Here is a 24,503-nt window from a genome sequence, read left to right on the forward strand (position 1 = left end):
GCTCGATGCTGCCGCCGGCGGGGAGTGCGAACAGGCTGTCGGCGGGCACGACGAGCCGCTCACGCCACGCACCGGCATACAGGGGTAGCACGACCAGATCGCCGACTTGAAGTCCATCGACCTCGGCACCAGTGGCAAGCACGCGGGCGACCCCCTCTGCGCCTGGTATGTGGGGCAGGGGTGGTCGCGCCAGCATGCCGCTGACAACCAGTAGGTCGTGTTTGTTCAACGGCGAGACCTCAACGCTCACCAGAACCTCATGCGGACCCGGTGGCGGCGGCTCATCGATGTCGACGACGCGGAGCACCTGTGCGGGGTCGCCGAACTGTTCAATCTGGATGGCGCGCATATCAATTCCTCTCCATCGAAGGTGAGGCCGCTGTGTGAGCGGCTGCCTACCGAGCCTACGACGTTGGCACCATTTGGTGATGTTCGATGTCACACCGTTTTGCGTTAGCTGCAGGGGTAGGGCGATTTGAAGGTAGGGCGATTCGCCCTACCCCCGTCTAAAACGAAAAACGTGGGAATCATGCGCAGCCGCCAGCGATCCCGGCGTTAGTGCCCATCTTCTGTGCCATCGTGGTTATCCCTCTCCGTATTGTGCAGCTTTGGCAGCGTTGTGGGCCTGCCACCTAATCTGGCTGGCGCGCTGCTTGACCCGATTGACGGGCGGCTGGTCTGTCATCTGTATCTGGGCAAGAACTTTCGCCAACGCGGTGCTGGTCTGATTGATCAGCGCGACCGACGGGCTAGCAAACAACCGACCGGTCTCCTGGTGGATGCTGCTGTAGCCGTTGGTGGCAACGTCTTTGCGTAGCCCGTCGAGCTGATTCTGCAATCCCTCTGCCAGCCCGAGCAATTCGCGCTCCTTCGCATCAGGCTCGAGTCCACGCGCCGCCATGTCTGCGGTGATGCGCTCAATGAGGCGCTTACCGGGTGTTTTTCGTGCTGTCACGGTTCCTCCTTGCTACAGGATTGAGATCGGTTACACGGTACCAACTTTCAGAACGTGCAGCTCAGGGCGCTAACGGCGGCTGGATTCAGCCGCAAACGGCGGGTATTGGGCGCTGCGTGAAAACCAGCCAGCAAAGTCAGCAGTTTAGGCCGGTAGGCGCGGCGACCCGGCTTGGGGTTCCCACTGGGGGGGTCACTCAGTCTATTGACTGGCTGAACCAATCCTCCATGACGATTCGAGAGGATGGTCAATCCACGCCCGGTCCCCAGCGAGTGCCTAGTTAGTTACGAAGGTGCGGCGGTGAGGTAATTCTGGCAGTAGTTGTCGAGGCCGTCGACTGCTTGAAGGTAGAGGGCGATGTCTTCAGCAAAGCGCGACAAGTCCCAAGGATCCGGCTGGTCCGCTGAGGTTATCCGTCGCACTTGCAGAAGGACATCGCTCTCGTACTTCTTGAAGAAGGAGCAGTATTCGATTCCGAAGATGTGATCGATCAGGCCAGAATCGAGAAAAGACGAGAAGCTGAGGATTTCGCGACACGTAGCACGCGTGTTGGCAATGTGTAGGTCAATGACATTCTCGACCCGAGAGTTGAAATTGGGATCGGATGTTGGCAAGACAACGGCGACGATCGAATCGATGGTTATCCGTTTACAGATCTCCTGAACATTGGGCAATGTGTTATCACGTCTCACGGGTGGATCCAAGCCGGCAGCGTCGTTCAGACAGCCCATCAAGTCGCTCTATAGCCGATCAATTCAACGATGAGCTTAGGCAAGTGTCGGTAGATGTTGCGGCGATCCCGCCGCAGAGGAAGCCGAATATTGAGGACATAGAATGTGAACGCGCCGGTGTACGCGATGGCGAGGTCGTAGCACACTGCACCTAGCCGAGCGCCGCCACGAAAGGCCTCGGGAACATTTGCCAGCAGTACGTGTTGGAACAGGGCGTATAACAAGGCAACGGCCAGCAGCGCCCAAAACGATCGATTCAGCCAGCGTTCAAAAGCACTGAGGGAGCTGAATCGATTGTTGTTGTGATACCAGTCGTGCAGTCTGTTGCCAAGGCGACCAGTCGGTCCGCGTAGATGGTCCACGGGGCAAATCATGCCTGCATGTTGTCACTACCTCAGTGATGCCACGCCGATTCACGCGGAGCCACAACCCAGAGTGGCATTTCATCTGCCCACCGTGACGCGCCGCACAACGATTCGTTGTGTGCCAGGCCGCCGAGGGTGCGCGTCCATGCCGCCATACTTGTCATCATCGTCGGACTGCGGACCGAACTGTCTTGTCAGCCATTCTGTTTACCTACTTTCGTGGTCATCGTTCCTCCATTCTCTGCGCGCATGCATATCGTCTTCATACGCCCGGGCTTCCGCCGCCATCTGCCGGTAAGCCGCGGCCGTGTCGGGGTTGCTGAACTGTTCCCCCAACTCGGCGGTGAGCAGGCGGATCAACTCCATCACGAACTGCAAGGGCCGTCCGCTGTTCAGCGCGTCCTTGATCGAGTCGATCACGTCTTTGAACTGCATGTCGCTGTTGGTGGCCGTAGCAAGTGCGAGTGTCACGGCGGCGCGACGGGTGTCGTCGGGCCAGATGGAATCGTTGTGCGGGGGTTTCATTTTTCACTTTCCTCGATCCGAGACGAGGGTATGACCTCAGTGACGCCACGCCGGGTCAGGCGAAGCGCACAAACAGCGCGGCAGTTCATCCACCGTGACACGCCGTCCCTAGTCACGTCACCGCACCTTCCCAAAATTGCGCGATTACCGCCCGAGGACGCCCAGAACGGCCCAGCAGCGCCACCGTTGCGTGATGTACCGGCCAGCCGCTTCGGGCACCTTGCGCCCCGACTATCCCGTTGGCGATGACAGACTCTGTTGGCATGACAGCAGAACTTGTGCACAGCACCCGGCTTTTTTCGGGTGTGCCGTATGCATACGCCGCGACCGCTCCCCAGACTGGTCTGATCGTCACCGCAGGTGCGTGCCCGCTCGATGATCAGGGGCGAGTAGTCGCTGCTGGTGATATCGCCGCGCAGACGCGCAAGGCGTTCGACAACCTACGAATTATCCTGGAAGAGTGCGGCGCTGAGCTGCGGGACGTGCTCAAGACGACCATTTTTGTGTCCAGCAGCAGTCGGGATGATCTAACTGCGGCATGGAATGAAGTTGTCGGTGGTTTCGGCGACCACGACCCGCCCAGCACGCTGCTTGGCGTCGGGGCTCTCGGCTATCCGGGACAGCTTGTCGAAATCGAGGCGATTGCCTTTGCGGCACCCCGCTAACCACTGCACAGATGCCCCGCGTCCGTCACGGCGGGCACGTTTGGCTGTCAGTGCCGTGGCGCGCGCTGCCGCCCATTTCCGAGGTAGCCAAAGCCCCGTCGTAGAGGACGACAAGCGCATCGGTCAGGGCCTCGGAGTCGGCGACCCCGGTCCCGGCGGCGAGCTCCGCGAACAAGCGGCGCAACCAGTCGCGGTACTCCTTGATAGCAAGTCGCTGGGCGTCCCCCGCTGGCGCTTCGGCGGCGGCATTGTTGAACGGGCAGCCCCGAAAGTCGGGCCGTGACACATCTTCGGCGATCGCGTCGAAGATCGCCAGGATCTTCGCATCGGGGTCCTCGATACCCGCCTGGACCGCCTCGACACGCTGCCGCCACGCGTCGTGGCGGCAGCGAAGGTAAGCGGCGACCAGCTCGTCCTTGCCGCCGAAAATGTAGTACAACGAGCCTTTTGCGACGCCGGCCTTCTCGATGATTACAGGCTCCAGCCGGTTCGCAACGTCGCACGAATCCCACGACTGGGTTCACACGAAATGTCTTCGAAACGAACGCTTTTACGCGCAACGGCAGTTGCCGGAAAGTCGGACGCCGCACAAGCACGTGGAGCACACAACACGAAATCGGAGGATCAACTGATGGCGCGATTGGCTGGCAAGGTCGCTGTGATCACGGGCGGCAGCAGTGGTATCGGACTGGCGACCGCGCAGAGGTTCGTCGATGAAGGGGCGTCGGTCTACATCGTGGGCCGCCGCCAGGGCGAGACGGTGAACTGCTCACCCTGGCCCCCCTCACTGATCCGGTGCAGGTCAGCCCGATACAGCTGATCACCATCTCAGGCACCGTGCACGGCCACCCGGCAGGCACATCTTCTGACCTGCAGGACACGCTGGATTTCGCTGCCCTGCAGGGCATTAAGCCGATGGTGGAGGTGCTGCCGTTGGAGAAGGCAGCCGACGGCTACCAGCGGATGATGGCTAACCAGGCCCGCTTCCGGGTGGTGCTCACGACCGAGCCCTGAGCCAGCACGTCGTATACGTCGTCGGCCTACCCGACGAGCTATCCCTGTGGGACGCATCCGAATAAAGTTGCAGCGATCACGGTCGCCGAGAGCCGGATAAGGAGAATTACCCATGACTGAGTCCACCAAAGCCCGCACAGGGGGACGGCCGATCCCCGAGTCACAAAGTCCTGACCGGGACTACCCCCAGATGGTGGGCGAACGCGGCCTCATTGAACCCGCCCCACGGCGGGTACGAGGCTACTTCGACGGGACACTCGTATTCGACACGACCCGCGCGCATTACGTTTGGGAGATCGCCTACTACCCGCAGTATTACGTTCCCGTCGGCGACGTCCGCACGGAACATCTGCAGGACGAGAACCACGTCCAGAAACTCCAGCTCGGCTCCTCGCGGCTGTTTTCCTTGACGTCGCCCAAGCAGACCCACAAGTCGGCTGCCCGGCTGTACGACTCGGGTCCGGTCGCAGGCAGCGTCCGGTTCGAGTGGGATGCACTCGAGTGGTTTGAGGAGGACGAGCCGAGAAGCTCGATATTTTCGTCGACGACACCCGCTTGGCCCGGCCTTCCACCCATTTCAATTAGCAGCGGGCCGTCCCGATCCATGCAGCAGCGCCAACCGTCAGCAAGGAGCGCACCGTGATCGTTCCAGGTGATGCCTGACAGTATTTCGGCTGATTTTGACGAGCCCGTATCACGGTCGCAGGATTCGGCGCGCAGAGATGTCTAGATGGCGTCTGCGTCGCGCTCGCCGGTTCGCACGCGCACCACTGCGAGCAGCGGCGTGACCCAGACCTTGCCGTCACCGATCTTGCCGGTGCGGGCGGCGTTGACGATGCCGTCGACCACGCGGTCCACGGATTCGTCACCGACCACAACCTCGACCTTCATCCTGGGGATGAAGTCAACCTTGTATTCGGCGCCTCGGTAGACCTCGGTGTGGCCCTTCTGCCGACCGTAACCTTGCACCTCGCTGACGGTCATACCAAGCACGCCCGCCGCTTCGACGGCGGCCTTGATTTCCTCGATGGCGAAGGGCTTCACGACTGCAGTGACCAGCTTCATCGCAAAGTCAGCTCTTCTGACCGACGCGGCCGGCGACGAGGGTTTCGTCGGGGTAGGCCTCTTCTTGGTGGATCGCGACGTCGCCGAGTTCCAAGACCTCGTCGGGTGCGCGCAGCTTCATGAAGAGGCCGAGGATTCTGAGAATGGCGAACGTGATCAACGCGTCCCACGCGATGACGGTGAGCGCGGCGCCGAGCTGAATCAGGATCTGGAAGGGGTGATGGCCCCACAACCATCCCGCGGCGGTGACGTCCGCGACATCCTTGCCGTTGCCTTGATAGAAGAGAATGTGCGGATCGGCCAGCACGCCGACCAATAGACCACCAGCCAGGCCGGCCACACCGTGGGTGTGCACGACGCCGAGCGCATCGTCGACCTTAAGGAAAAGCCGGGTGCGACCAAGCCAGTTCCAGGACATCCACACCAGCGAGGACGCCACCACGCCGATGATCAAGGCGCCGAAGCTGTTGACGAAGCCGGCCGCGGGGGTGATCGCGACCAACCCCGCGATCATGCCGTTGATTGCACCCAGGAAGGTCGGTTTGCGGTCGCGACTGGCGAACATGTCCCAGATCACCCAGGTCAACAGCGCCACCGCGGTGGTCAGGTTGGTGTTGAGCACTGCCAGCGAGGCATTGGTGCCGGCGAAGTAGGGGTCACCGCCGTTGAACCCGTTCCAGCCCAGCCACAGAATGCCTGCCCCTATCGCGGCCAACGGCAGGTTGTTGGGCACCGCGTGTTGACGGTCGCGGGCCAGCCGCGGTCCGATCACCGCGGCGGCAACAAAGCCACTGGTACCAGCGGCCAGGTGGATGACATATCCACCGGAGAAGTCCAGCGCCCCCGTGGTCCACGCTTTAATGGCGCCGGCGTGTGGCTGTGCCCAAAAGCCCCCACCCCACAGCAGGAACGCATTGACGGCGTAAGCAAAGGTCGACCACAGCGGAACGAAAAGCAGCCACACCTTGAAGTTCATCCGGCCGACCACGCTGCCCAAGAACAGCAGCGGGGTAATCGCGGCGAACACGAACTGGAAGTAGGCCAGCGTGGTCTCGGAGAATCGGAACTTCGGCATGCCCGCGTCGAGCAGCGGGATGCTGGCCTGATGCTGATTGTCGGCACCCAAGATGGACGCCGGCTTGCCCACGGCGGACTGCAGGATGCCCGGACCGAGCTTCAGGGGATCTCCGAAACCCATTTTGAATTCCCACAGCACCCACGCCACCAGCACCAGCGAAAACCCAGTGAAGGCCATCAACATCGTGTTGATCGCCCACTTCTTCTGGACGAGACCCCCATAGAGCACCGCAATACCGGGGATGCTCATCAGTCCGACCAGAGTCGCGGCCACCAACTGCCAGGCGTTATCTCCCGCGCTGAGCCAATCGGGATAAGGGTTCATATCGGCATCCCTCTCGATCAGTTGCCGCGCTAGCGCTATCGAGCGGTGAAACTATCGCATCGGACGGTTTCTGCCAGATGACTGATTGTTAATTTTGAATTTCCGCTTACGTGCCGATACTGCCGAAGCCCCTTACGGGCGAATTCCCGCTACCCGACACTGCGCCTGAACTGCCAAAGCATGCGCGTCACGCTGGCCATCGACGGCGCGGCACCAGTCGTGTGCGGCCACACCGCACGCGTGCTCGAGTCCCCCACCCATGCTGCTCGGGAACGCGACGGTGACGCACCCACCACCGGACCGGTCATATGTCGACGAGTGGCCAGTCAGCCCCCAGGCAAGTGCGCCCGCCAGGACGACACAAAACACAACGCCGATCACTATCAGCGCGGCGCGGCGTTCACCCGATGTGAGCGGGTCCCTTGGTGGCGTCTTACCGTTGTTGACCGTCGGAGACTCCTTCGCCCGACGAAGTCGATCCGACCACAATATATGCATCTTTCCCAGGCAACGCCGACCCCATCAACGGAATCGCAAGGAGAGTGACTCGTTGAACGCACGCGCCAAGGTTCTGATCACCGCCGCGGAGTTGAGCGATCTTCTTCGCGCCGGCGATCCGGTGACGATTCTCGATGTGCGCTGGCGACTCGACCAGCCCGACGGGCATGCGACATATCCGCAAGGCCACATAGCGGGCGCGGTGTACGTATCGCTCGAGGACGAACTCAGCGACCACACAGTCACCGGGCGTGGACGGCACCCGCTGCCGTCGGGCCGCAGCGTCGAGGCCTCCGCCCGCCGTTGGGGAGTCCGGGAGGGCGTGCCCACCGTCGTCTACGACGACTGGAATCGAGCGGGTTCGGCGCGGGCGTGGTGGGTACTGACCGCGGCCGGTCTTACCGACGTGCGCATCCTGGACGGCGGGTGGTCAGCATGGCGGTCGGCCGGAGGCAGCCTGGCCACCGGCCCGGTCACGCCACCACCGGGTAATGCGAAGACGCTGTACGACGATCTGTACGCCGGCGCGCTCCCGACGCTGACGGCGCAGCAGGTGGACGCTGCCGACGTAACACTGCTCGACGCGCGGGCACCTGAACGCTTCCGCGGTGACGTTGAGCCAGTCGATCCTGTCGCCGGTCACATCCCTGGCGCGAAGAATCTCCCCAGCAGCGATCTGCTCGCAGGCGATGGCACGTTCCTGGCCGAGGGCGAGCTCAGCCAAATGCTCTCCGACTACGGCATCGAGCCCGCCGACCGCGTCGGTGCCTACTGCGGCTCGGGTGTCACCGCCACCATCACGCTCGCGGCGCTCACCACGATGGGATACGCGCCGGCGCTCTTCCCGGGGTCGTGGTCGGAATGGAGTTCGGATCCGTTCCGTGCCGTGGCCCGGGGATCCGAATAGCCGTTTCTCGCATAAAGGTTTGTCAATCGCCGCAGACGGTAATGAGGCTTAGAAGGTGGGCGTGTTGGTCGACCTGCGCGTTCGCTCAGGTCTCGTCGGTTCAGCCGAGAGCCGACGGGACCGTCTCTTTTTCGGCCCGCACAGATCCAGCACTCCGGTGTAGACGTCCGCTCAACCGGACGTAGTGTCACTCTTTTAGTTGTAGTAACGTGCGGCTATGGACACCGACGTCTGGATTCTCGGCGGCTACCAAAGCGATTTCGCCCGCAACCTCACCAAACAAGGCCTCGACTTCGCGGATCTGACCAGCGAGGTCGTCGACGCCACACTCGCCGCGGCCAAAGTGGACGCCGCCGACATAGCCGCCACGGGCGTCGTCCACGTCGCGAATGCATTCGGCGAGATGTTCGCCGAACAGGGCCACCTCGGCGCCATGCCCGCCACCGTGTGCAACGGCCTGTGGGACACCCCGGCATCGCGGCACGAAGCCGCTTGCGCGTCAGGCAGCGTGGCGACCCTGGCAGCGATGGCCGACCTGCGGTCGGGCAACTACGACGCCGCGTTGGTCGTCGGCGTCGAACTGGAGAAAACCGTGCCCGGCGACACCGCAGCCCGTCATCTCGGCGCCGCGGCCTGGACGGGCCATGAGGGGGCCGACGCACGGTTCCTTTGGCCATCGATGTTCGCCCAGGTCGCCGACGAGTACGACCGCCGCTACGGCCTGGACGACAGCCATCTGCGGGCGATCGCGCAACTCAACTTCGCCAACGCCCGCCGAAACCCCAACGCGCAGACCCGGGAATGGACGGTGCCCGACCCGATCAGCGACGACGACGCGACCAACCCGGGCATCGAGGGTCGACTGCGCCGGTTCGACTGCAGCCAGATGACCGACGGCGGAGCGGGAGTCGTCCTGGTCACCGACAACTATCTGCGCGACCATCCCGGCGCTCGCCCGATCGCGCGTATCACCGGCTGGGGGCATCGCACCGTCGGGCTGGGTCTGCGACAGAAACTGGACCGCGCCGCTGACGACGTGTACGTGCTACCGCATGTGCGGGCGGCGGTACTCGACGCGCTGCGCCGCGCACAGGTGTCACTCGATGATCTCGACGGGATCGAGGTGCACGATTGCTTCACGCCCAGCGAGTATCTGGCGATCGACCACATCGGACTGACCGGCCCGGGTGAATCGTGGAAGGCCATCGAAAACGGTGAGATCGAGATCGGCGGGCGGCTGCCGATCAACCCCAGCGGCGGGCTGATCGGCGGCGGACACCCGGTCGGCGCGTCGGGAGTGCGCATGCTCGTCGACGCGGCCAAGCAAGTCAGCGGAACGGCCGGCGACTATCAAGTCGAGAACGCGAAAACCTTTGGCACGCTGAACTTCGGCGGCAGCACAGCCACCACGGTCAGCTTCATCGTCAGCGAAGCGCTGGGCTGACCCGTGGACGCCGAGATCGTCGGTAAATTCCTGTCTACCCTGCCCGAAGACGACGACCACCCGTACCGCACCGGTCCGTGGCGACCGCAGACCACCGAGTGGGACGCCGACAACCTCACCGCCGTGGAGGGCGAAATCCCTCGCGACCTGGACGGTGTCTACCTGCGCAACACCGAAAACCCGCTACACCCATCGTTGCGGACTTATCACCCGTTCGACGGCGACGGGATGCTGCATGTAATCGGCTTCCGCGATGGAAACGCCTTCTACCGCAACCGCTTTGTCCGCACCGACGGTTTCCTGGCCGAGAACGAAGCGGGCGAGCCGCTGTGGCCTGGGCTGGCCGAACCGGTGCAATTGGCCAAACGTGAACAGGGCTGGGGCGCTCGCACGAAGATGAAGGACGCGTCAAGCACCGATGTCATCGTCCACCGGGGTATCGCCCTGACCAGCTTCTACCAATGCGGTGATCTGTACCGCGTCGACCCGTATTCGGCCAATACGCTTGGCAAGGAGACCTGGGAGGGCGACTTCCCGACCGAGTGGGGTGTGTCCGCGCATCCCAAAGTCGACGCCAGAACCGGCGAACTGCTGTTCTTCAATTACAGCAAGCGGGCCCCGTACATGCACTACGGCGTCGTCGACGAAAGCAACCAGCTGGCCCACTACGTCGACATCCCACTGCCTGGGCCGCGGCTGCCGCACGACATGGCTTTCACCGAAAACTATGTCATTCTTAACGATTTCCCGTTGTTCTGGGATCCGAGACTGCTCGAACACGATGTACATCTGCCGCGGTTCTATCCCGACATCCCATCGCGCTTCGCCGTGCTCCCGCGTCGCGGCGGAACCGGCGACATCCGGTGGTTCGAGGCGGAACCGACCTTCGTGCTGCACTTCGTCAACGCCTACGAAGACGGCGACGAGATCGTGCTGGACGGATTTTTCGAAGGGGCTCCGCAACCCGTCGACACCGGCGGCACGCTTGGCGCCCTAGGAGAAAAGTGGGACAAGCTCTTTCGCTTCCTGGCGCTGGATCGGCTGCAAGCCCGGCTGCACCGGTGGCGGTTCAACCTGGTCACAGGTGCGGTGAAAGAACAGCAACTGTCGGATTCGATTACCGAATTCGGCACAATCAACCACGATTACGCGGCCAGCGACTATCGCTACAGCTATGCCGCCACCGGCAAGCCGGGCTGGTTCCTCTTCGACGGGCTGGTCAAACATGACCTGCACACCGGAGCAGAAGAGCGCTACCCGTTCGGCGACGGCGTCTACGGAAGTGAAGCCGCGATGGCTGCACGGGTGGGCGGCAGCGGCGAAGACGACGGCTATCTGGTCACACTGACCACCGATATGAACACCGACGCCTCGTACTGCCTGATCTTTGATGCCGAACGAGTCGGTGACGGTCCGGTATGCAAACTTGCACTGCCCGAACGGATTTCCAGCGGTACCCATGCCACTTGGGCACCGGGGGCGCAGTTGCGGCGCTGGCATACCGCCGACTCCCCGGCCGGCGCGATCGGGCTGTGAGTGACGTCGGCTTCCGGCGCGGCGACGCCGACCACGCTGAGCCCCGGCGGCACGAATGCCGTAGGGCGGATCCTCGGGCTACTCGGCGACGAGTGGACGCTGCTGATCATCCAGCAGGCGATGTTGGGGGCAACCCGGTATGGCGAATTCATGGCGCGGCTGCCGATCTCGAACTCGGTGCTCACCAACAGGTTGCGAGCGCTGACGCATGACGGACTGCTGGTTCGCAGGGCCTACCGGATCCGGCCGGTGCGCGCCGAGTACCTGATCAGCCAACGCGGACGGGCCCTTTGGCCAGTGCTTCTGTCGATCTGGGAGTGGGAGCGACGATGGGTGCCTGAGCATGTCGACCGGCTCCCGGGGATGCGCCACACGGTGTGTGACAGCGACTTCGCGCCCACGCTGACCTGCCAATCGTGCAGCGAGGTGGCAACCGAAAAACAGGTCACGGCCCGCTGGGGTCCCAGCGGCTCGTGGCCGCGGTCAGTACCCGAGGCGGTGACCCGGCGCAGAGCCAGTGCTGACGGCAAACCCCATCAGGCCGGGTTATTTCCCGAGACGATGAGTGTGTTCGGAAACCGTTGGGCGGCTGCGCTGTTGGTGTGCGCATTCCTCGGAACCAGCCGCTTCACCGATTTCCAGACCCAGCTTCGAGCGCCTCCGACACTGCTGGCCGGCCGACTGCAGACGTTCTGTGCCAATGGTGTGCTTTCCGCGTCACGACACACCGGGCAGTCACGCGCTCGTTATCAACTCACCGAAAAGGGGCGAGCGCTCTTCCCGGTGATCGTCACCGCACTGCAGTGCGGCCAGCAATGGTTTCACGCACCGGAAGGGCCGGCGGTGATGATCACCCATCTCGGCTGCGGCCAGCCGTTCACCGGGGAATTGACCTGCGACCAATGCGCTCAGCCGCTCAGAGGTGGTCAGGTCAGCGTGGGCTAGCGCGATCGATCGCCGCGCAGCGACGACGCCAACGCCCACACCGAGCAGACCACTGCAGCAGTCGCGGCGCCGCCGCCGACGTAAAGACCGTAGGCGGCCGCCACCGGCGGCTTGACGTTGACGTCGTAGTACCTCACCGTCAGCGCGACGACGAGCAGCGAGATCACCAGCGCGGCAACCGATGCCGGCTTCGCCGACAAGCCCCTGGCGACCATCGCGCCCGCCACCAGCAGCGTCGAGGACAGCAACACAATCAGCTGACCCGGCCCGAAGCCCGGCGGAAGATGCAGGCTGCCGGTGCTGCCGCCGATGGCGTTGGCCCAGCCGCCACCGTTGATACCCGTCGTCAACCACGGCAGCCACGCGCTCACCGACACCGCCGCGGCGAATAACGCAACCAACCAACCGGGGCGTAGGCGGGTCATACTCAATCAGGCCGGCGCGAACACAGTGACGAACTTGTTCAACGATTCGCGGATATCGCTCCTCAACGCGGCGGCGACGATCATGCCGATGGGTCCGAACAGCGCCGGACCCCCGAGATGCACATCGAGGCTGACGACCGAGTCATGGTTGTCAGGGCCCTTCGGCTTGACTTTCGCGATCAACTTGACTTTGACCCCGCCGACGCCATCACCGTTGAGCATCATGGCCTCTGGCGGCTTGTAATGCACGATCGTCCATTTGATTCGATTGGGCATGCCCTTGACTTCGACGATCGACTCGATGATCGTGCCCTTCTCCAACTGCTGAGGCAGCTTGCTCCGCCACACCCGGTGGATGGTCAGCCACTCCTTGTAGCGGGACAGGTTAGACGCATCCTCCCAAGCCTTTTCGGGTGGCAATGGTACGTCGATGGATCCGGAAAGTTTCGCCATGAGTTAGTTCTGCGGGTCGCCCTTAGCGCCATCGTCCAAAGCCTTCTTCGCCGCCTCCTGCACCTTGTTGACGGCGTCTTTGTACTTGCCCTCGGTCTTGGAGTCGACGAACTCGCTCACCTTGTCGATCGCGGCGTCAACCGTGTCGGCGTTCTGCGCCAACAGGTCCCTGGCCTTATCCAGGAATCCCATGTTTCGTCCTTTCGCCTGGGGTGCTTGTTGAGCAGCCCTCGTGTCCTGCGTCATTGTTGTCGTTCGCCGCTATCTCCACAACATCAAAACCGTTGGCGTATCACGGTCTATCCACCAGTCGCCACCACGGGTCCAATTCCGCCGTCGCCGTTGGATCGACCCGCTCACCCGGTTTTGGCACCGCAACCTGGACGTGAGCGGCGTCGGCCGCGGCCAGCAGCCGCTCAATCGGTTCGGCCCACGGGTGCGGCGCCAGCCGGAACGTGCACCAGTGGATGGGCACCAGCAGTCGGCCGTTGACGTCCAGATGCGCCTGGACCGCCTCCTCGGGATTCATGTGGATATCCGGCCATGTCCGGTTGTAGGCGCCAACCGGCACCAGCGTCACGTCGAAAGGTCCGTGTTCAGCGCCGATCTCCGCAAAGCTTTTGGTGTAGCCGGTGTCGCCGCCGAAGTACGCCCGATGCGCAGGACCGATGATCGCCCACGACGCCCACAGCGTGCAGTTGCGGTTCAGGAAGCGGCCGGAGAAGTGCCGGGCCGGGGTGCAGATCAGGGTCAGTTCGTCGACCTGCGCCTGCTCGTTCCAGTCGAGTTCGATGATGCGCTCGTCGGGGATGCCCCAATCACGCAGGTGCGCAGCGACACCGAGCGGAACGACGAATGGGGCCCACTGGCTGTGAGCCAGCGCGACGATGGTGTCGATGTCGAGGTGGTCGTAATGGTCGTGGCTGATGACGATCGCATCCAACGCCGGCAGCGCGTCGAGCGGCACCGGCGGTGGATGCATTCGCCCGGGGCCGACGATGTCGGACGGCGAGCAGCGTTCACTCCACACCGGGTCGGTGAGAACGCGGTACCCGTCGACCTCCAGTAGCGCCGTCGAGTGGCCGAACCAGCTGACCGCGATCTGGCCGGCACCGGTTTCGAAGGCTCGGGCCTCTGGCGTCACCAACGGGATCGCCGCCGCTGGCCGGGTCGCGCCGCGGTTACCAACGACCTCCCACAACATCAGCCGCTGTTCCTCACGGTCGATGCTGAACTGGGAGGCAGGCTCCAGATTGACGAACACACCGTCGCGGAAATTCGGCGACCGCTCGGCCGCCGCACGGATGTCGGACGGTTGAGCTCCGAGCGCGGCCGGCGCACCATGCAGCGCGCGCAGCACCCAGCCACCGGTCGCCAGGGTGACTGTGCCGGCGGCAAGTCGCAACGCCTCGCGCAGCATGCGATCAGGCTCCCAGGAACTTCGGTGGCCGCTTCTCGACCCGGGCCACCTGCGCTTCGATCACGTCTTGGCTGCCCCACGCCTTGTCGAAGAGCTCCTTTTGCACCGGCGAGGGCTCTTCGATGGAGCCGTCGTCGTTCAGCACCCGCTTGGCGTGCTGGATGGCCAGCGGCGCCAGGCCGGCGATCTCGGCGGCCCAAGCCTGCGCATCGGCCACCGTGCCGATCCGGTTGGCCATTCCGGTCTGCAGCGCGGTCTCGGCGGTCAGCTTCTCCGCGGAGAGCAGCATCGCCCGGGCTCGCCCATGGCCTGCCAGTGAAGACAGTCGATGGATACTCCAGTTATCCAGTGCCAAGCCGTATTTCGACGTCGGAAACTGGAAGAACGCATCCGGCGCGACGACCCGCAGGTCACATTGCATCGCCAGCTGCAGGCCCGCCCCGATGGCGGGCCCGTTGATCGCCCCGATCACCGGAATCGGCGCTGCGTCCATGGCCTTGTGCAGTTCGATGAGCCGGTCGGGATAGTCGGCGGCGAACGCGTCGCCGCTCAGGTCGGCGCCGGCGCAGAACACGGTGCCCTGCCCGGTCAGCACGACGGCACGGACGTTCTCACCGGCCGCCTTTTCGACGGCCTCGCGCAGCTCCTCGACGAGCTGGGAGTTCAGCGCGTTGCGCCGTTCCGGCCGCTGCATCTCAATGGTCAGGACGTCTTCGACGCGGGTCACACCAATCATGCGCCCAAGCCTATTAGCCTCAGGCCCGTGAGCCGGATCGGGACCGATGAACTGCGCGACGCGGTGCTCGACGAGGGAACCTTCATCAGCTGGGACACCACGCCGTTGGTGGTGCCGACGAACGCGTCGTACGCCCGCGAGCTTGCCGACGCCCGGGCCACGTCCGGCCGTGACGAATCGGTGCTGACCGGCGAGGGCCGGGTGTTCGGGCGGCGGGTAGCGGTGGTGGTCTGCGAGTTCGAATTCCTCGGCGGCTCCATCGGGGTTGCCGCGGCCGAACGGATCACCGACGCTGTGCAACGCGCCACCGCCGAGCGGCTGCCGCTGTTGGCGTCGCCGAGCTCCGGGGGTACCCGGATGCAGGAGGGCACGGTCGCGTTTCTCCAGATGGTGAAGATCGCCGCAGCCGTCACACTGCACAAACAGGCGCACCTGCCCTACCTGGTGTACCTGCGGCACCCGACCACTGGCGGGGTGTTCGCGTCATGGGGTTCGCTGGGCCACCTCACCATCGCCCAGCCGGGGGCACTGGTCGGCTTCCTGGGACCGCGGGTGTACGAGCAGCTGTACGGCGAACCGTTCCCCGCTGGCATCCAGACCGCTGAGAACCTGCACCGGCATGGGGTGATCGACGCGGTCGTGCCGCTCGGGGAGCTGCGCGGCATCCTCGACCGTGCGCTCAAAGTGGTCGCCGACGACGCGGGGCCACCGCCGGATCCGCCGCCGCCCGAACCGCTGCCCGATGTCCCGGCCTGGAACTCCGTGCTGGCGTCGCGGCGGCCCGACCGGCCCGGGGTGCGGCAGCTGTTGCGACACGGCTGCACCGAACAGGTGCTGCTGTCCGGAACCGAGCAGGGTGAAGCGGCGACCACGCTGCTGGCGCTGGCCCGGTTCGCCGGTCAGCCCGCGGTGGTCCTCGGCCAGCAGCGCATCGTCGGCGGGCTGGTCGGGCCCGCCGCGTTGCGCGAGGCCCGTCGCGGCATGACGTTGGCCGCCGGTCTGCGACTACCGCTGGTGCTCGTCATCGACACCGCCGGCCCGGCGCTATCGGCCGAGGCGGAAGAGGGCGGACTGGCCGGCGAGATCGCCCGGTGTCTGGCTGAGCTGGTCACGCTGGACACCCCGACGGTGTCGGTGCTGCTCGGTCAGGGCAGCGGCGGGCCGGCCCTGGCGATGGTCCCGGCCGACCGGGTACTGGCCGCACTGCACGGCTGGCTGGCGCCGCTGCCGCCCGAGGGCGCCAGCGCGATCGTCTTCCGCGACACCGCGCACGCCGCTGAACTGTCTGCCGCACAAGGCATCCGATCGGCGGATTTGTTGGCGTCCGGCATCGTCGACGTCGTCGTGCCGGAGCACCCGGACGCCGCCGAGGAGCCGAAAGAGTTCTGCGCCCGGCTGTCCGTGGCAATCGCCGCCGAGCTGTACGCGCTTCGCGGGGTGGCAGATGCCGAGCGGATGGCGGCGCGCTTGCGGCGATACCGCGGCATCGGGCTGCCCTAGCCCTCCGGCAGGCCTATCGGGTCTGGTCTACCGCTGAATCGAATGCGTCAGCCGCCCAGCGATGCGCCCAGGTCTGCAGCGGCTCAAGCGCTGTCATTAGCGAATGGCCATGTGCGGTAAGGAAATAACCCGCGTCTGCGTGATCCACGATGTACAACTGCCGCAGCTCCTTCAACCGGGTGTTGAGCGACCCGGGGTTGGTGTCGCAGGCCGTTTGCAGTGCCCGGAAAGTCAGCGGCCCATTGCGCAGCTCCCACAGCAGCCGCAGAGCGCCGCGGCGACCCAGCGCGTCGAGGGCCACCATGATCGGCCGCCCCGAGCGGGAGCCGCGGGCCGAGGAACCGATGCTGGGCGAATTCATGCTTTACATTTTGTAGCATGAGGGCTACCGTCAGCACCATGCCATGCTATAAAAATGATAGCGCCCGCGTTGGTCCGGCCGCCGAGCCGTTACCCGATGACATCGCGCAAGCCATCGACGCGATTATGCGCGGCCGCCCGCCCCTGGTGTTGTTCACCACGTTGGCGCGCGATCGCCGGCTGTTCTTCAAGTTTTTCAACTCCGGGCTGCTGGACCGGGGGCATCTGACCATCCGGCAACGCGAGATCGTCATCGACCGGGTGACGGGGTCCTGCGGCGCAGAGTACGAGTGGGGCGTGCACGTCAGCGTCTTCGCCGCGAAAGCCGGCCTGACAGAAGAACAAATCACGTCGTTGACGGTTGGCAGACCCGACGACACCTGCTGGTCCGACGCCGATCGGCTGCTGATCCGGTTGTGTGACAGCCTGCACGACGAGTGCACGGTCGACGACGAGCTTTGGGCAGAGCTCACCAAAGGGCATTCGGACGAGGCACTGCTGGAACTGCTCATGCTCGCGGGCACCTACCGCACCGTCAGTTATCTGGTGAACTCACTGCGGTTAGCACCAGAACCCGGCGCCGCCCGATTCCCGCCATCGCGCGCGAATTGAACCGAGTGTCGCCAGCGGGTGTTCCCACAGCTACGGGCGACAATCAGGCATCATGGGCGACATGGACACAGGTGTGACCTCACCCCGGGTTTTGGTTGTCGACGACGACTCCGACGTGCTTGCCTCCCTGGAGCGCGGATTGCGGTTGTCCGGCTTCGAAGTGTCGACCGCGGTAGACGGCGCCGAGGCGTTGCGGAGTGCCACCGAGACCAGGCCGGACGCGATCGTGCTCGACATCAACATGCCTGTGCTCGACGGCGTCAGCGTGGTCACCGCGCTGCGTGCGATGGACAACGACGTGCCGGTATGTGTCCTGAGTGCCCGTAGTTCGGTCGACGACCGGGTGGCCGGTCTGGAGGCCGGCGCCGACGACTACCTGGTCAAACCGTTCGTGCTGGCCGAGTTGGTCGCGCGGGTGCGAGCGCTGCTGCGCCGCCGCGGATCCACCGCGACGTCGTCCTCGGAAACCATCACGGTGGGCCCGTTGGAGGTGGACATCCCGGGCCGGCGGGCCCGGGTCCACGGCGTCGACGTCGATCTGACCAAGCGCGAGTTCGACCTGCTGGCGGTGCTGGCCGAGCACAAGACCGCGGTGCTGTCCCGCGCGCAGTTGCTGGAATTGGTCTGGGGTTACGATTTTGCCGCCGACACCAACGTCGTCGACGTGTTCATCGGATATCTGCGCCGCAAGTTGGAAGCCGGTGGCGGCCCGAGGCTGCTGCACACCGTCCGCGGAGTGGGATTCGTACTGCGTATGCAGTGACGGGACTGAGCATGAACCTGAATTTCTTGTCCAGAATCGTGACCCGTACGCCGTCGCTGCGCGCCCGGGTGGTCGTGGCGACCGCCATCGGCGCGGCGATTCCGGTGCTCATCACCTGTGCCGTCGTCTGGTTCGGCATCACCAACGACCGCAAGGAAAGGCTGGACCGCCGCCTGGACGAGGCTGCCGGTTTCGCGATCCCGTTCCTGCCCCGCGGCCTTGGCGAAATCCCCAAATCCCCTAACGACCAGGATGCGGTCATCACCGTGCGCCGCGGCGGTGAAGAGGTCACGTCGAACTCGAAAGTCACCCTGCCGGAATTGCCGGCCGGCTACGCCGACACCTACGTCAACAGCGTGCGCTACCGGGTGCGCACCGTCAATATCCCAGCGCCGCACCCGATGTCGGTGGAAGTCGGCGCAACCTACGACTCCACCATCGCCGACACCAACAACCTGCACCGTCGGGTGATCTTGATCGCCGGATTCTCGATCGCCGCGGCAGCCGTATTCGCCTGGCTGCTGGCGACGTTCGCGGTGCGGCCGTTCAAGCGATTGGCCCAGCAGACCCGTGCGATCGACGCGGGTGATGAAAGCCCGCAGATCAAAGTGCGCGGCGCCACCGAGGCAGTGGAAATCGCCGAGGCCATGCGCGGCATGCTGCAACGGATCTGGAACGAGCAGAACCGGACAATGGAAGCCCTGGCTTCGGCCCGGGACTTCGCCGCGGTGTCCTCGCACGAGTTGCGCACGCCGCTGACCGCGATGCGGACCAACCTCGAGGTGCTGGCCACCCTCGACCTTCCCGACGAGCAGCGCAAAGAAGTAATCAACGACGTGATCCGGACCCAATCACGAATCGAAGCAACACTTTCCGCGCTGGAGCGGCTGGCCCAGGGCGAGCTGTCGACCTCGGAGGACCACGTTCCGGTCGACATTACCGAGCTACTCGACCGCGCGGCGCACGACGCGATGCGGATCTACCCCGACCTCGACGTGTCGCTGGCACCGTCGCCGACCTGCATCATCGTCGGGCTGCCCGCCGGCCTGCGCCTTGCCGTGGACAACGCGATCGCCAACGCCGTCAAACACGGCGGCGCCACCCGCGTTCAGCTGTCCGCGGTCAGCTCGCGGGCCGGTGTCGAGATCGCCGTCGACGACAACGGCGGCGGAATACCCGAGGAGGAGCGCCAAGTGGTGTTCGAGCGATTCTCCCGCGGCTCGACTGCGTCACATTCGGGCTCCGGTCTGGGTCTGGCGTTGGTGGCTCAGCAGGCGCAGTTGCACGGCGGCACGGCGTCTCTGGAAGACAGCCCGCTGGGCGGAGTGCGCCTTCTGCTGCGCTTGCCCGGCCCGAGCTGACCTACGTCTCCTTGCCATTCTCCCGCTCCTGCTTGGCCGCCGAAGACCTCACTGGCACATCACGTTTGACGCGATGAACCGTCAGCACCAATGTCAGCAACAGTCCGAGCAGGAAGAACATCCCAAGCAGCCAGTAGTTGAGGTCGCTCATAACGAAGTCCATGGGAGGATTGTCCTTAGCTGACCACGATTTCGACACGGCGATTCTTGGCTTGACCGTCCGGGCTGCTGTTGTCGCCGCCCGAGTCGGCAGAACCGTGGCCCTTCGCGGTCAGGTGATCACCCATGACACCTTGTGCGATCAGGTAATCGGCGACGGCGTCGGCCCGGTTGGTGCTCAGCGGGTTGTTGATGGCGTCGTTACCGGTGTTATCGGTGTAGCCGTTGATGGTCACTTTCGCAGCCGGACAGGCTTTCAGCTTGTCGGCAACCTGATTCAGTGTCTGTTCGACGTCCGGCGTCAATGCGGACCCGTCGGTGACAAAGGTAATCGGGCCAAGGGCTTTGAGATCTGATCCCAGGTGGGCGCACGCGTTACCCGGGCCAAGAGCCGGTGCCGGGCCCGGGGGTGCGCTTGCCGTGACGGGACCGCCGATCCCCATCGTGTCAACGATATTCAGGTTGGGCCAGGCCGCGTCAGCAGCCTGCTCGACGGCGTCTTGCTGACCTCCCGAACCCGTCGTCCCGATGAGGGTGATGGTGTCACCCTTGATGGTGAGGCCGAAATCGGGAACTGATGCCGCTGCCTTGAAAACCGGTGCAGCATTGGAGAAATCGAGAGAAGCGATATCCCGGTTGATTCGGACCTCGTCGATGATGTTGATATTCGGCCCGAAGCCCGCCTTCAGCGCCGCCAGTAGCGACTCCTTTGCCTCAGGGGTGGGCGTGTCACCGGAAAGCTTGATGTCGTTGCCGCTGCGTGTGATTGACACCGGTGCCAGCGCCACCGGCGGAATCGTCGGTGAGTTCGGCGCGCCGCCAGACGACGGCGTGCGCGCGTTCAGCGTCGGCAACGCACCCGTCGGCCCGTTGAACTCCGATCGGGTCCGGCCCAGTTCGCCATAGCCGATTACCGCCAGCAGCAGGGGAATAACGATTAGCCCAACCAACCACGGCAAGCCCGGAAACCGCCGATAGAATTTCGAGATTGGCCGCCACTGCGTGGCTTCGGGTGCTTCGTCGGAACCCGCCATTGGGCCCTCCCTCTTGTTAACGGGTGCTGAGCAGGTCGATGACGAAGATCAGCGTCTTGCCCGATAGCTGATGCCCCGAGCCGGCCGGGCCATAAGCCTGCGCGGGTGGGACCACCAGCTGACGCCGACCGCCCACCTTCATTCCCGGAATACCGTCCTGCCATCCCTGGATGAGCCCACGCAACGGGAATTCGATGGACTCGCCCCGACCCCACGAGCTGTCGAATTCTTCGCCGGTGTCGTACTCGACACCGACATAGTGGACCTCGACCACGCCACCCGGCTTGGCTTCGGGTCCGTCTCCGACCACTAGGTCTTCGATGACGAGTTGTGCGGGCGCCGGGCCGCTCGGAAAGTCGATCTCTGGTTTGCTTGACACCCGACCGACCCTAGTCCGGCACACTTGACTCGTGGAAGAGGACCGAAAAGCAACCGACAAAGACGCCTTGGCGCATATCCACCACCTGGTCGCTGAGGAGAAGACACTTCGGGCGCAGCTACAGCACGGCGAAATCAGCACGTCGGAGGAGCACGAGCGGCTGCGCCGCATCGAGACCGAACTCGACCAATGCTGGGATCTGCTTCGGCAGCGTCGGGCGCTACGCGAAACCGGCGGCGACCCCAGCGGCGCGACGGTGCGGCCGCCCGGCCAAGTCGAGGGCTACCTGGGCTGACCGATGGCTGCCGACCCGGATGACGTCGACGTGGTCATCGTGGGTGGCGGGCACAACGGCCTGGTCGCGGCCGGCTACCTGGCCCGGGCCGGCCTGCGGGTGCGGCTGCTGGAGCGGCTGCCGCAGGTCGGCGGTGCCGCGGTGTCGGCGCAGATTTTCGACGGTGTCGACGCCCGGCTGTCGCGTTATGCGTACCTGGTGAGCCTGTTGCCGGCCCGCATCGCCGATGACCTGGGCGCGGCGGTGCGGTTGGCTCGGCGGCCGTACTCGTCGTACACCCCCGACCCGGCCACGGAGGGACGCACCGGCCTGCTGGTCGGGCCGCACTGCACGTTCGGCGTCATCGGCGCCGACGACGACGAGCGGGCCTTCGCGGCGTTCTACCGGCGCTGCCGGCTGGTCACCGAGCGGCTCTGGCCGACGCTGTTAGAGCCGTTGCGCACCCGCGAGCAGGTCCGCCAGGAGGTGGTCGGCAGCGGCGATCCCGAGGCGGCCGCGGCGTGGCGGGCCATGATCGATCGACCGATCGGTAGCGCGATCGCCGACGCGATCGGCAATGACCTGGTGCGCGGGGTGGTGGCGACCGACGCGGTGATCGGCACCTTCGCCCGCCTCGACGACCCATCGCTGCAGCAGAACGTCTGCTTCCTGTATCACCTGCTCGGCGGCGGTGTCGGGGAATGGCACGTCCCGGTCGGAGGCATGGGTTCGGTGAGCGCGGCGCTGGCCGCCGCGGCGGTCCGCGGCGGAGCCGAAATCGTCACCGGCGCAGAGGTTTACGCCGTCGACGAAAACGGCGAAGTGCGCTACCGCCGGCACGACGACGAGCGCATGGCGTGCGGCCGATTCGTGCTGGCAGGCGTCACACCCGCGGTGCTGGCCGGCCTGTTGGGCGAGCAATCACCGGCGCTGGCTGACGGCGCACAGGTCAAGGTGAACATGGTGCTGCGCCGGCTGCCGCGATTGCGCGACGACAGCGTGACGCCCGAACAGGCGTTCGGCGGAACTTTGCACGTCAACGAGACCTGGACGCAGCTGGATGCGGCATATCTGCGGGCCGCCGCCGGAGCGCTGCCCGATCCACTTCCGTGCGAGATCTACTGCCATTCGTTGACCGACCCGAGCATCCTGTCCCCCGCGCTGCGCGAATCGGGCGCTCAGACCCTGACGGTGTTCGGTCTGCACACGCCGCATTCGTCATTCGCTGACGACGAGCCCACACGGATGCGTGACGCGCTCACCGAAGCCGTGCTGAAGTCACTGAATTGCGTTCTGGCCGAACCGATTCAGGATGTGCTGATGGATGACGCGAACGGCCTGCGCTGCATCGAGACGACGACCACCTTGGACCTGGAACACGCGCTGGGGATGACCAGCGGCAACATTTTCCACGGCGCATTGCGCTGGCCGTTCGCTGACGACGGCGACCGGCTGCTCACCCCGGCACGGCAGTGGGGTGTGGGCACCGCCCATCAGCGAATCCTGCTGTGCGGCTCGGGCGCCCGCCGCGGCGGAACGGTCTCCGGTATCGGCGGCCACAACGCCGCGATGGCGGTGCTTGCCTCGATGTGAGGGTCGACCCGCCGGGTCCCGCTAGCGTGCGTCGACGGTGACGTAGTCGCGCTCGGTGTAGCCGGTGTAAATCTGGCGCGGACGGCCGATCTTGCTGTCGCCCTCGTCGTGCATCTCACGCCAGTGCGCGATCCAGCCGGGCAACCGGCCGATCGCGAACAGCACGGTGAACATCCGGGTCGGGAAGCCGAGCGCCCGGTAGATCAGCCCGGTGTAGAAGTCGACGTTGGGGTAGAGCTTGCGTTCGATGAAGTAGTCATCGGTCAGCGCCGCTTCTTCGAGTTCCTTCGCGATGTCCAGCAGGTCGTCGTCACCGCCGAGTTTGGCCAGGATCTTGTCGGCCTGTTCCTTCACGATGCGGGCGCGCGGGTCGTAGTTCTTGTACACCCGGTGGCCGAAGCCCATCAGCTTCACGCCGGCCTCGCGGTTCTTGACTTTCCGCACGAACTCGCCGACGTCGTCGTCGCTCTTGCGGATATTCTCCAGCATTTCCAGCACGGCCTGGTTGGCGCCGCCGTGCAGCGGGCCCCACAGCGCATTGATACCGCCGGAGATCGAGGTGAACAGATTGGCCTGGGACGACCCCACCAGCCGCACCGTCGATGTCGAACAGTTCTGCTCGTGGTCGGCGTGCAAGATCAGCAGCATGTCCAGCGCCCGCACGACCTCAGGGTCGACGTCGTAGGGCTCGGCGGGCAGCCCGAAGGTCATCCGCAGGAAGTTCTCCACCAGCGTCAGCGAGTTGTCCGGGTACAGGAACGGCTGACCAATCGACTTCTTGTAGGCGTAGGCGGCGATGGTGGGCAACTTGGCCAGCAACCGGATGGTCGACAGCTCGACCTGCTCGGCGTCGGCGGGATCCAGCGAATCCGGATAGTAAGCGGAGAGCGCGTTGACGGCGCTGGACACCACCGGCATCGGGTGGGCATTGCGCGGGAAGCCGTCGAAGAATCGCTTGAGGTCCTCGTGCAGCATCGTGTGCAGTTGGATCTGTCGGGTGAACCTCGCCAGCTGCTCCTTGGTCGGCAGCTCACCGTAGATCAGCAGGAAGCTCACCTCGATGAACGTCGACTTCTCGGCCAGCTGCTCGATGGGAATGCCGCGATACCGAAGGATGCCGGCGTCGCCGTCGATGTACGTGATCGAGCTCTTGCACGATGCCGTGTTGACGAAGCCATTGTCGAACGTCGTATAGCCGGTCTTGGCCAGCAGCGAGCCGAGCGCGATACCATCGGCTCCCTCGGTGGCGTGGGCGATGTCGAGATTCACCTCACCACCCGGGTAGTGAAGAGTGGCGGTGTCGTCGGTTGCGGCCACTGGAACCCCTTTGCGGTCTCGGCGGATGCTGGCCCTACAAGGTTGCGTATAGCTGAAGGTAGTCG

30 protein-coding genes and 2 pseudogenes are annotated in these 24,503 nt (G+C 64.7%); 14 read left to right on the top strand and 18 right to left on the bottom strand.

Going from position 1 to position 24,503, the window contains the following annotated elements; genetic code table 11:
• From ACLQI9_RS25775 to ACLQI9_RS25795, 5 genes are all read right to left on the bottom strand, one after another.
• On the bottom strand, window positions 1–349 hold a 349-nt coding region (locus tag ACLQI9_RS25775), incomplete at its 3' end, for an alcohol dehydrogenase catalytic domain-containing protein (RefSeq protein WP_442392364.1).
• A gap of 234 nt (window positions 350–583) precedes the next feature.
• On the bottom strand, window positions 584–955 hold the full coding sequence (locus ACLQI9_RS25780; protein ID WP_442376486.1) for a hypothetical protein: 372 nt from the start codon (window positions 953–955) through the stop codon (window positions 584–586).
• A 284-nt stretch (window positions 956–1,239) separates the two neighbouring features.
• Window positions 1,240–1,686 (bottom strand): hypothetical protein, encoded by a 447-nt coding sequence (locus ACLQI9_RS25785; RefSeq protein ID WP_442376484.1) that lies wholly within the window; start codon window positions 1,684–1,686, stop codon window positions 1,240–1,242.
• A complete protein-coding gene (locus tag ACLQI9_RS25790; RefSeq protein ID WP_442376482.1) occupies window positions 1,686–2,048 on the bottom strand; it encodes a hypothetical protein in 363 nt (120 codons plus the stop codon). The genes ACLQI9_RS25785 and ACLQI9_RS25790 overlap by 1 nt, the downstream gene beginning before the upstream one ends.
• Window positions 2,049–2,258: 210 nt before the next feature.
• Window positions 2,259–2,576, bottom strand: coding sequence for a hypothetical protein (locus ACLQI9_RS25795; protein ID WP_442376480.1), 318 nt, complete (start codon window positions 2,574–2,576; stop codon window positions 2,259–2,261).
• A gap of 245 nt (window positions 2,577–2,821) precedes the next feature.
• Here ACLQI9_RS25795 and ACLQI9_RS25800 point away from each other — a divergent pair, with 245 nt between their 5' ends.
• The gene (locus ACLQI9_RS25800) at window positions 2,822–3,241 is read left to right on the top strand and encodes a RidA family protein (RefSeq protein ID WP_442376478.1); all 420 of its coding nucleotides are present in this window, start codon (window positions 2,822–2,824) and stop codon (window positions 3,239–3,241) included.
• Between the two features lie 25 nt (window positions 3,242–3,266).
• Here the strand turns inward: ACLQI9_RS25800 and ACLQI9_RS25805 are convergent, their stop codons facing one another.
• Window positions 3,267–3,680, bottom strand: coding sequence for a TetR/AcrR family transcriptional regulator (locus ACLQI9_RS25805; protein WP_442376476.1), 414 nt, complete (start codon window positions 3,678–3,680; stop codon window positions 3,267–3,269).
• Window positions 3,681–3,872: 192 nt separating this feature from the next.
• Here ACLQI9_RS25805 and ACLQI9_RS25810 point away from each other — a divergent pair.
• From ACLQI9_RS25810 to ACLQI9_RS25820, 3 genes and pseudogenes are all read left to right on the top strand, one after another.
• Window positions 3,873–3,998: pseudogene (locus ACLQI9_RS25810) on the top strand (SDR family NAD(P)-dependent oxidoreductase); the annotation flags it as partial.
• 38 nt (window positions 3,999–4,036) lie between these two features.
• Window positions 4,037–4,255, top strand: a complete 219-nt coding sequence (locus tag ACLQI9_RS25815; protein ID WP_442376474.1) for a hypothetical protein — start codon at window positions 4,037–4,039, stop codon at window positions 4,253–4,255.
• A gap of 190 nt (window positions 4,256–4,445) precedes the next feature.
• A pseudogene (locus tag ACLQI9_RS25820) lies at window positions 4,446–4,778 on the top strand (DUF427 domain-containing protein); the annotation flags it as partial.
• 203 nt (window positions 4,779–4,981) lie between these two features.
• On the opposite strand, the gene ACLQI9_RS25825 reads toward ACLQI9_RS25820, so the two are convergent.
• Complete coding sequence (locus tag ACLQI9_RS25825) at window positions 4,982–5,320, bottom strand: P-II family nitrogen regulator (protein ID WP_442376472.1); 339 nt, start codon at window positions 5,318–5,320, stop codon at window positions 4,982–4,984.
• A gap of 7 nt (window positions 5,321–5,327) precedes the next feature.
• A complete protein-coding gene (locus tag ACLQI9_RS25830; protein WP_442376470.1) occupies window positions 5,328–6,722 on the bottom strand; it encodes an ammonium transporter in 1,395 nt (464 codons plus the stop codon).
• A 550-nt stretch (window positions 6,723–7,272) separates the two neighbouring features.
• Between ACLQI9_RS25830 and ACLQI9_RS25835 the strand changes: the two genes are divergently transcribed.
• The 4 genes from ACLQI9_RS25835 (at window position 7,273) to ACLQI9_RS25850 (ending at window position 12,052) form a co-directional block, all read left to right on the top strand.
• On the top strand, window positions 7,273–8,127 hold the full coding sequence (locus ACLQI9_RS25835) for a sulfurtransferase (RefSeq protein WP_442376468.1): 855 nt from the start codon (window positions 7,273–7,275) through the stop codon (window positions 8,125–8,127).
• Between the two features lie 217 nt (window positions 8,128–8,344).
• Window positions 8,345–9,571 (top strand): acetyl-CoA acetyltransferase, encoded by a 1,227-nt coding sequence (locus ACLQI9_RS25840; protein WP_442376466.1) that lies wholly within the window; start codon window positions 8,345–8,347, stop codon window positions 9,569–9,571.
• Window positions 9,572–9,574: 3 nt separating this feature from the next.
• Window positions 9,575–11,107 carry a carotenoid oxygenase family protein gene (locus ACLQI9_RS25845; RefSeq protein ID WP_442376464.1) on the top strand — a complete coding sequence of 511 codons (1,533 nt, stop codon included), beginning with the start codon at window positions 9,575–9,577 and terminating at the stop codon, window positions 11,105–11,107.
• Window positions 11,108–12,052, top strand: a complete 945-nt coding sequence (locus ACLQI9_RS25850; RefSeq protein ID WP_442376462.1) for a winged helix-turn-helix transcriptional regulator — start codon at window positions 11,108–11,110, stop codon at window positions 12,050–12,052. It abuts the gene before it with no gap.
• On the opposite strand, the gene ACLQI9_RS25855 is transcribed toward ACLQI9_RS25850, so the two are convergent.
• The 5 genes from ACLQI9_RS25855 to ACLQI9_RS25875 all read right to left on the bottom strand — a co-directional run bounded on the left by ACLQI9_RS25855 (window position 12,049) and on the right by ACLQI9_RS25875 (window position 15,086).
• The gene (locus ACLQI9_RS25855) at window positions 12,049–12,477 is read right to left on the bottom strand and encodes a hypothetical protein (RefSeq protein ID WP_442376460.1); all 429 of its coding nucleotides are present in this window, start codon (window positions 12,475–12,477) and stop codon (window positions 12,049–12,051) included. The genes ACLQI9_RS25850 and ACLQI9_RS25855 overlap by 4 nt on opposite strands.
• 6 nt (window positions 12,478–12,483) lie before the next feature.
• Complete coding sequence (locus ACLQI9_RS25860; protein ID WP_442376458.1) at window positions 12,484–12,930, bottom strand: type II toxin-antitoxin system Rv0910 family toxin; 447 nt, start codon at window positions 12,928–12,930, stop codon at window positions 12,484–12,486.
• 3 nt (window positions 12,931–12,933) lie between these two features.
• Window positions 12,934–13,122: an antitoxin gene (locus ACLQI9_RS25865; RefSeq protein WP_442376456.1), complete on the bottom strand. Its 189-nt coding sequence runs from the start codon at window positions 13,120–13,122 to the stop codon at window positions 12,934–12,936.
• 100 nt (window positions 13,123–13,222) lie between these two features.
• Window positions 13,223–14,350, bottom strand: a complete 1,128-nt coding sequence (locus tag ACLQI9_RS25870) for an MBL fold metallo-hydrolase (protein ID WP_442376454.1) — start codon at window positions 14,348–14,350, stop codon at window positions 13,223–13,225.
• 4 nt (window positions 14,351–14,354) lie between these two features.
• Window positions 14,355–15,086: an enoyl-CoA hydratase gene (locus ACLQI9_RS25875; RefSeq protein WP_442376452.1), complete on the bottom strand. Its 732-nt coding sequence runs from the start codon at window positions 15,084–15,086 to the stop codon at window positions 14,355–14,357.
• Between the two features lie 27 nt (window positions 15,087–15,113).
• Between ACLQI9_RS25875 and ACLQI9_RS25880 the strand changes: the two genes are divergently transcribed.
• Window positions 15,114–16,586 (top strand): carboxyl transferase domain-containing protein, encoded by a 1,473-nt coding sequence (locus ACLQI9_RS25880; protein ID WP_442376450.1) that lies wholly within the window; start codon window positions 15,114–15,116, stop codon window positions 16,584–16,586.
• Between the two features lie 13 nt (window positions 16,587–16,599).
• Here the strand turns inward: ACLQI9_RS25880 and ACLQI9_RS25885 are convergent, their stop codons facing one another.
• Window positions 16,600–16,947 (bottom strand): winged helix-turn-helix transcriptional regulator, encoded by a 348-nt coding sequence (locus tag ACLQI9_RS25885; RefSeq protein ID WP_442392365.1) that lies wholly within the window; start codon window positions 16,945–16,947, stop codon window positions 16,600–16,602.
• A gap of 38 nt (window positions 16,948–16,985) precedes the next feature.
• Between ACLQI9_RS25885 and ACLQI9_RS25890 the strand changes: the two genes are divergently transcribed.
• The 3 genes from ACLQI9_RS25890 to ACLQI9_RS25900 are packed head-to-tail and all read left to right on the top strand — an operon-like array spanning window position 16,986 to window position 19,682.
• On the top strand, window positions 16,986–17,558 hold the full coding sequence (locus ACLQI9_RS25890; RefSeq protein WP_442392366.1) for a carboxymuconolactone decarboxylase family protein: 573 nt from the start codon (window positions 16,986–16,988) through the stop codon (window positions 17,556–17,558).
• A 52-nt stretch (window positions 17,559–17,610) separates the two neighbouring features.
• A complete protein-coding gene (gene prrA, locus ACLQI9_RS25895; protein WP_442380652.1) occupies window positions 17,611–18,321 on the top strand; it encodes a two-component system response regulator PrrA in 711 nt (236 codons plus the stop codon).
• A gap of 17 nt (window positions 18,322–18,338) precedes the next feature.
• Window positions 18,339–19,682 carry a HAMP domain-containing sensor histidine kinase gene (locus ACLQI9_RS25900; protein WP_442380668.1) on the top strand — a complete coding sequence of 448 codons (1,344 nt, stop codon included), beginning with the start codon at window positions 18,339–18,341 and terminating at the stop codon, window positions 19,680–19,682.
• Between the two features lies 1 nt (window position 19,683).
• Here ACLQI9_RS25900 and arfC read toward each other — a convergent pair whose 3' ends face one another.
• Genes arfC through ACLQI9_RS25915 form a run of 3 tightly spaced genes read right to left on the bottom strand, consistent with a single transcriptional unit; the run spans window position 19,684 to window position 21,254 of the window.
• Window positions 19,684–19,845, bottom strand: a complete 162-nt coding sequence (arfC, locus tag ACLQI9_RS25905; RefSeq protein WP_442380654.1) for a channel accessory protein ArfC — start codon at window positions 19,843–19,845, stop codon at window positions 19,684–19,686.
• Between the two features lie 13 nt (window positions 19,846–19,858).
• Window positions 19,859–20,875: a channel-forming protein ArfA/OmpATb gene (arfA, locus tag ACLQI9_RS25910; RefSeq protein WP_442392367.1), complete on the bottom strand. Its 1,017-nt coding sequence runs from the start codon at window positions 20,873–20,875 to the stop codon at window positions 19,859–19,861.
• A 16-nt stretch (window positions 20,876–20,891) separates the two neighbouring features.
• On the bottom strand, window positions 20,892–21,254 hold the full coding sequence (locus tag ACLQI9_RS25915) for an FKBP-type peptidyl-prolyl cis-trans isomerase (protein ID WP_442380658.1): 363 nt from the start codon (window positions 21,252–21,254) through the stop codon (window positions 20,892–20,894).
• A 31-nt stretch (window positions 21,255–21,285) separates the two neighbouring features.
• Between ACLQI9_RS25915 and ACLQI9_RS25920 the strand changes: the two genes are divergently transcribed.
• Together ACLQI9_RS25920 and ACLQI9_RS25925 are read left to right on the top strand one after the other, a co-directional pair.
• The gene (locus ACLQI9_RS25920) at window positions 21,286–21,549 is read left to right on the top strand and encodes a DUF2630 family protein (protein WP_442380660.1); all 264 of its coding nucleotides are present in this window, start codon (window positions 21,286–21,288) and stop codon (window positions 21,547–21,549) included.
• Between the two features lie 3 nt (window positions 21,550–21,552).
• Window positions 21,553–23,121 (top strand): phytoene desaturase family protein, encoded by a 1,569-nt coding sequence (locus ACLQI9_RS25925; RefSeq protein ID WP_442392368.1) that lies wholly within the window; start codon window positions 21,553–21,555, stop codon window positions 23,119–23,121.
• 21 nt (window positions 23,122–23,142) lie between these two features.
• On the opposite strand, the gene ACLQI9_RS25930 is transcribed toward ACLQI9_RS25925, so the two are convergent.
• Entirely contained in the window at window positions 23,143–24,438 is a 1,296-nt protein-coding gene (locus tag ACLQI9_RS25930) for a citrate synthase (protein WP_442392369.1), read from the bottom strand.
• Window positions 24,439–24,503 lie beyond the last annotated feature (65 nt).

It is taken from the genome of Mycobacterium sp. (assembly GCF_052143115.1).
GTDB lineage: Bacteria > Actinomycetota > Actinomycetes > Mycobacteriales > Mycobacteriaceae > Mycobacterium.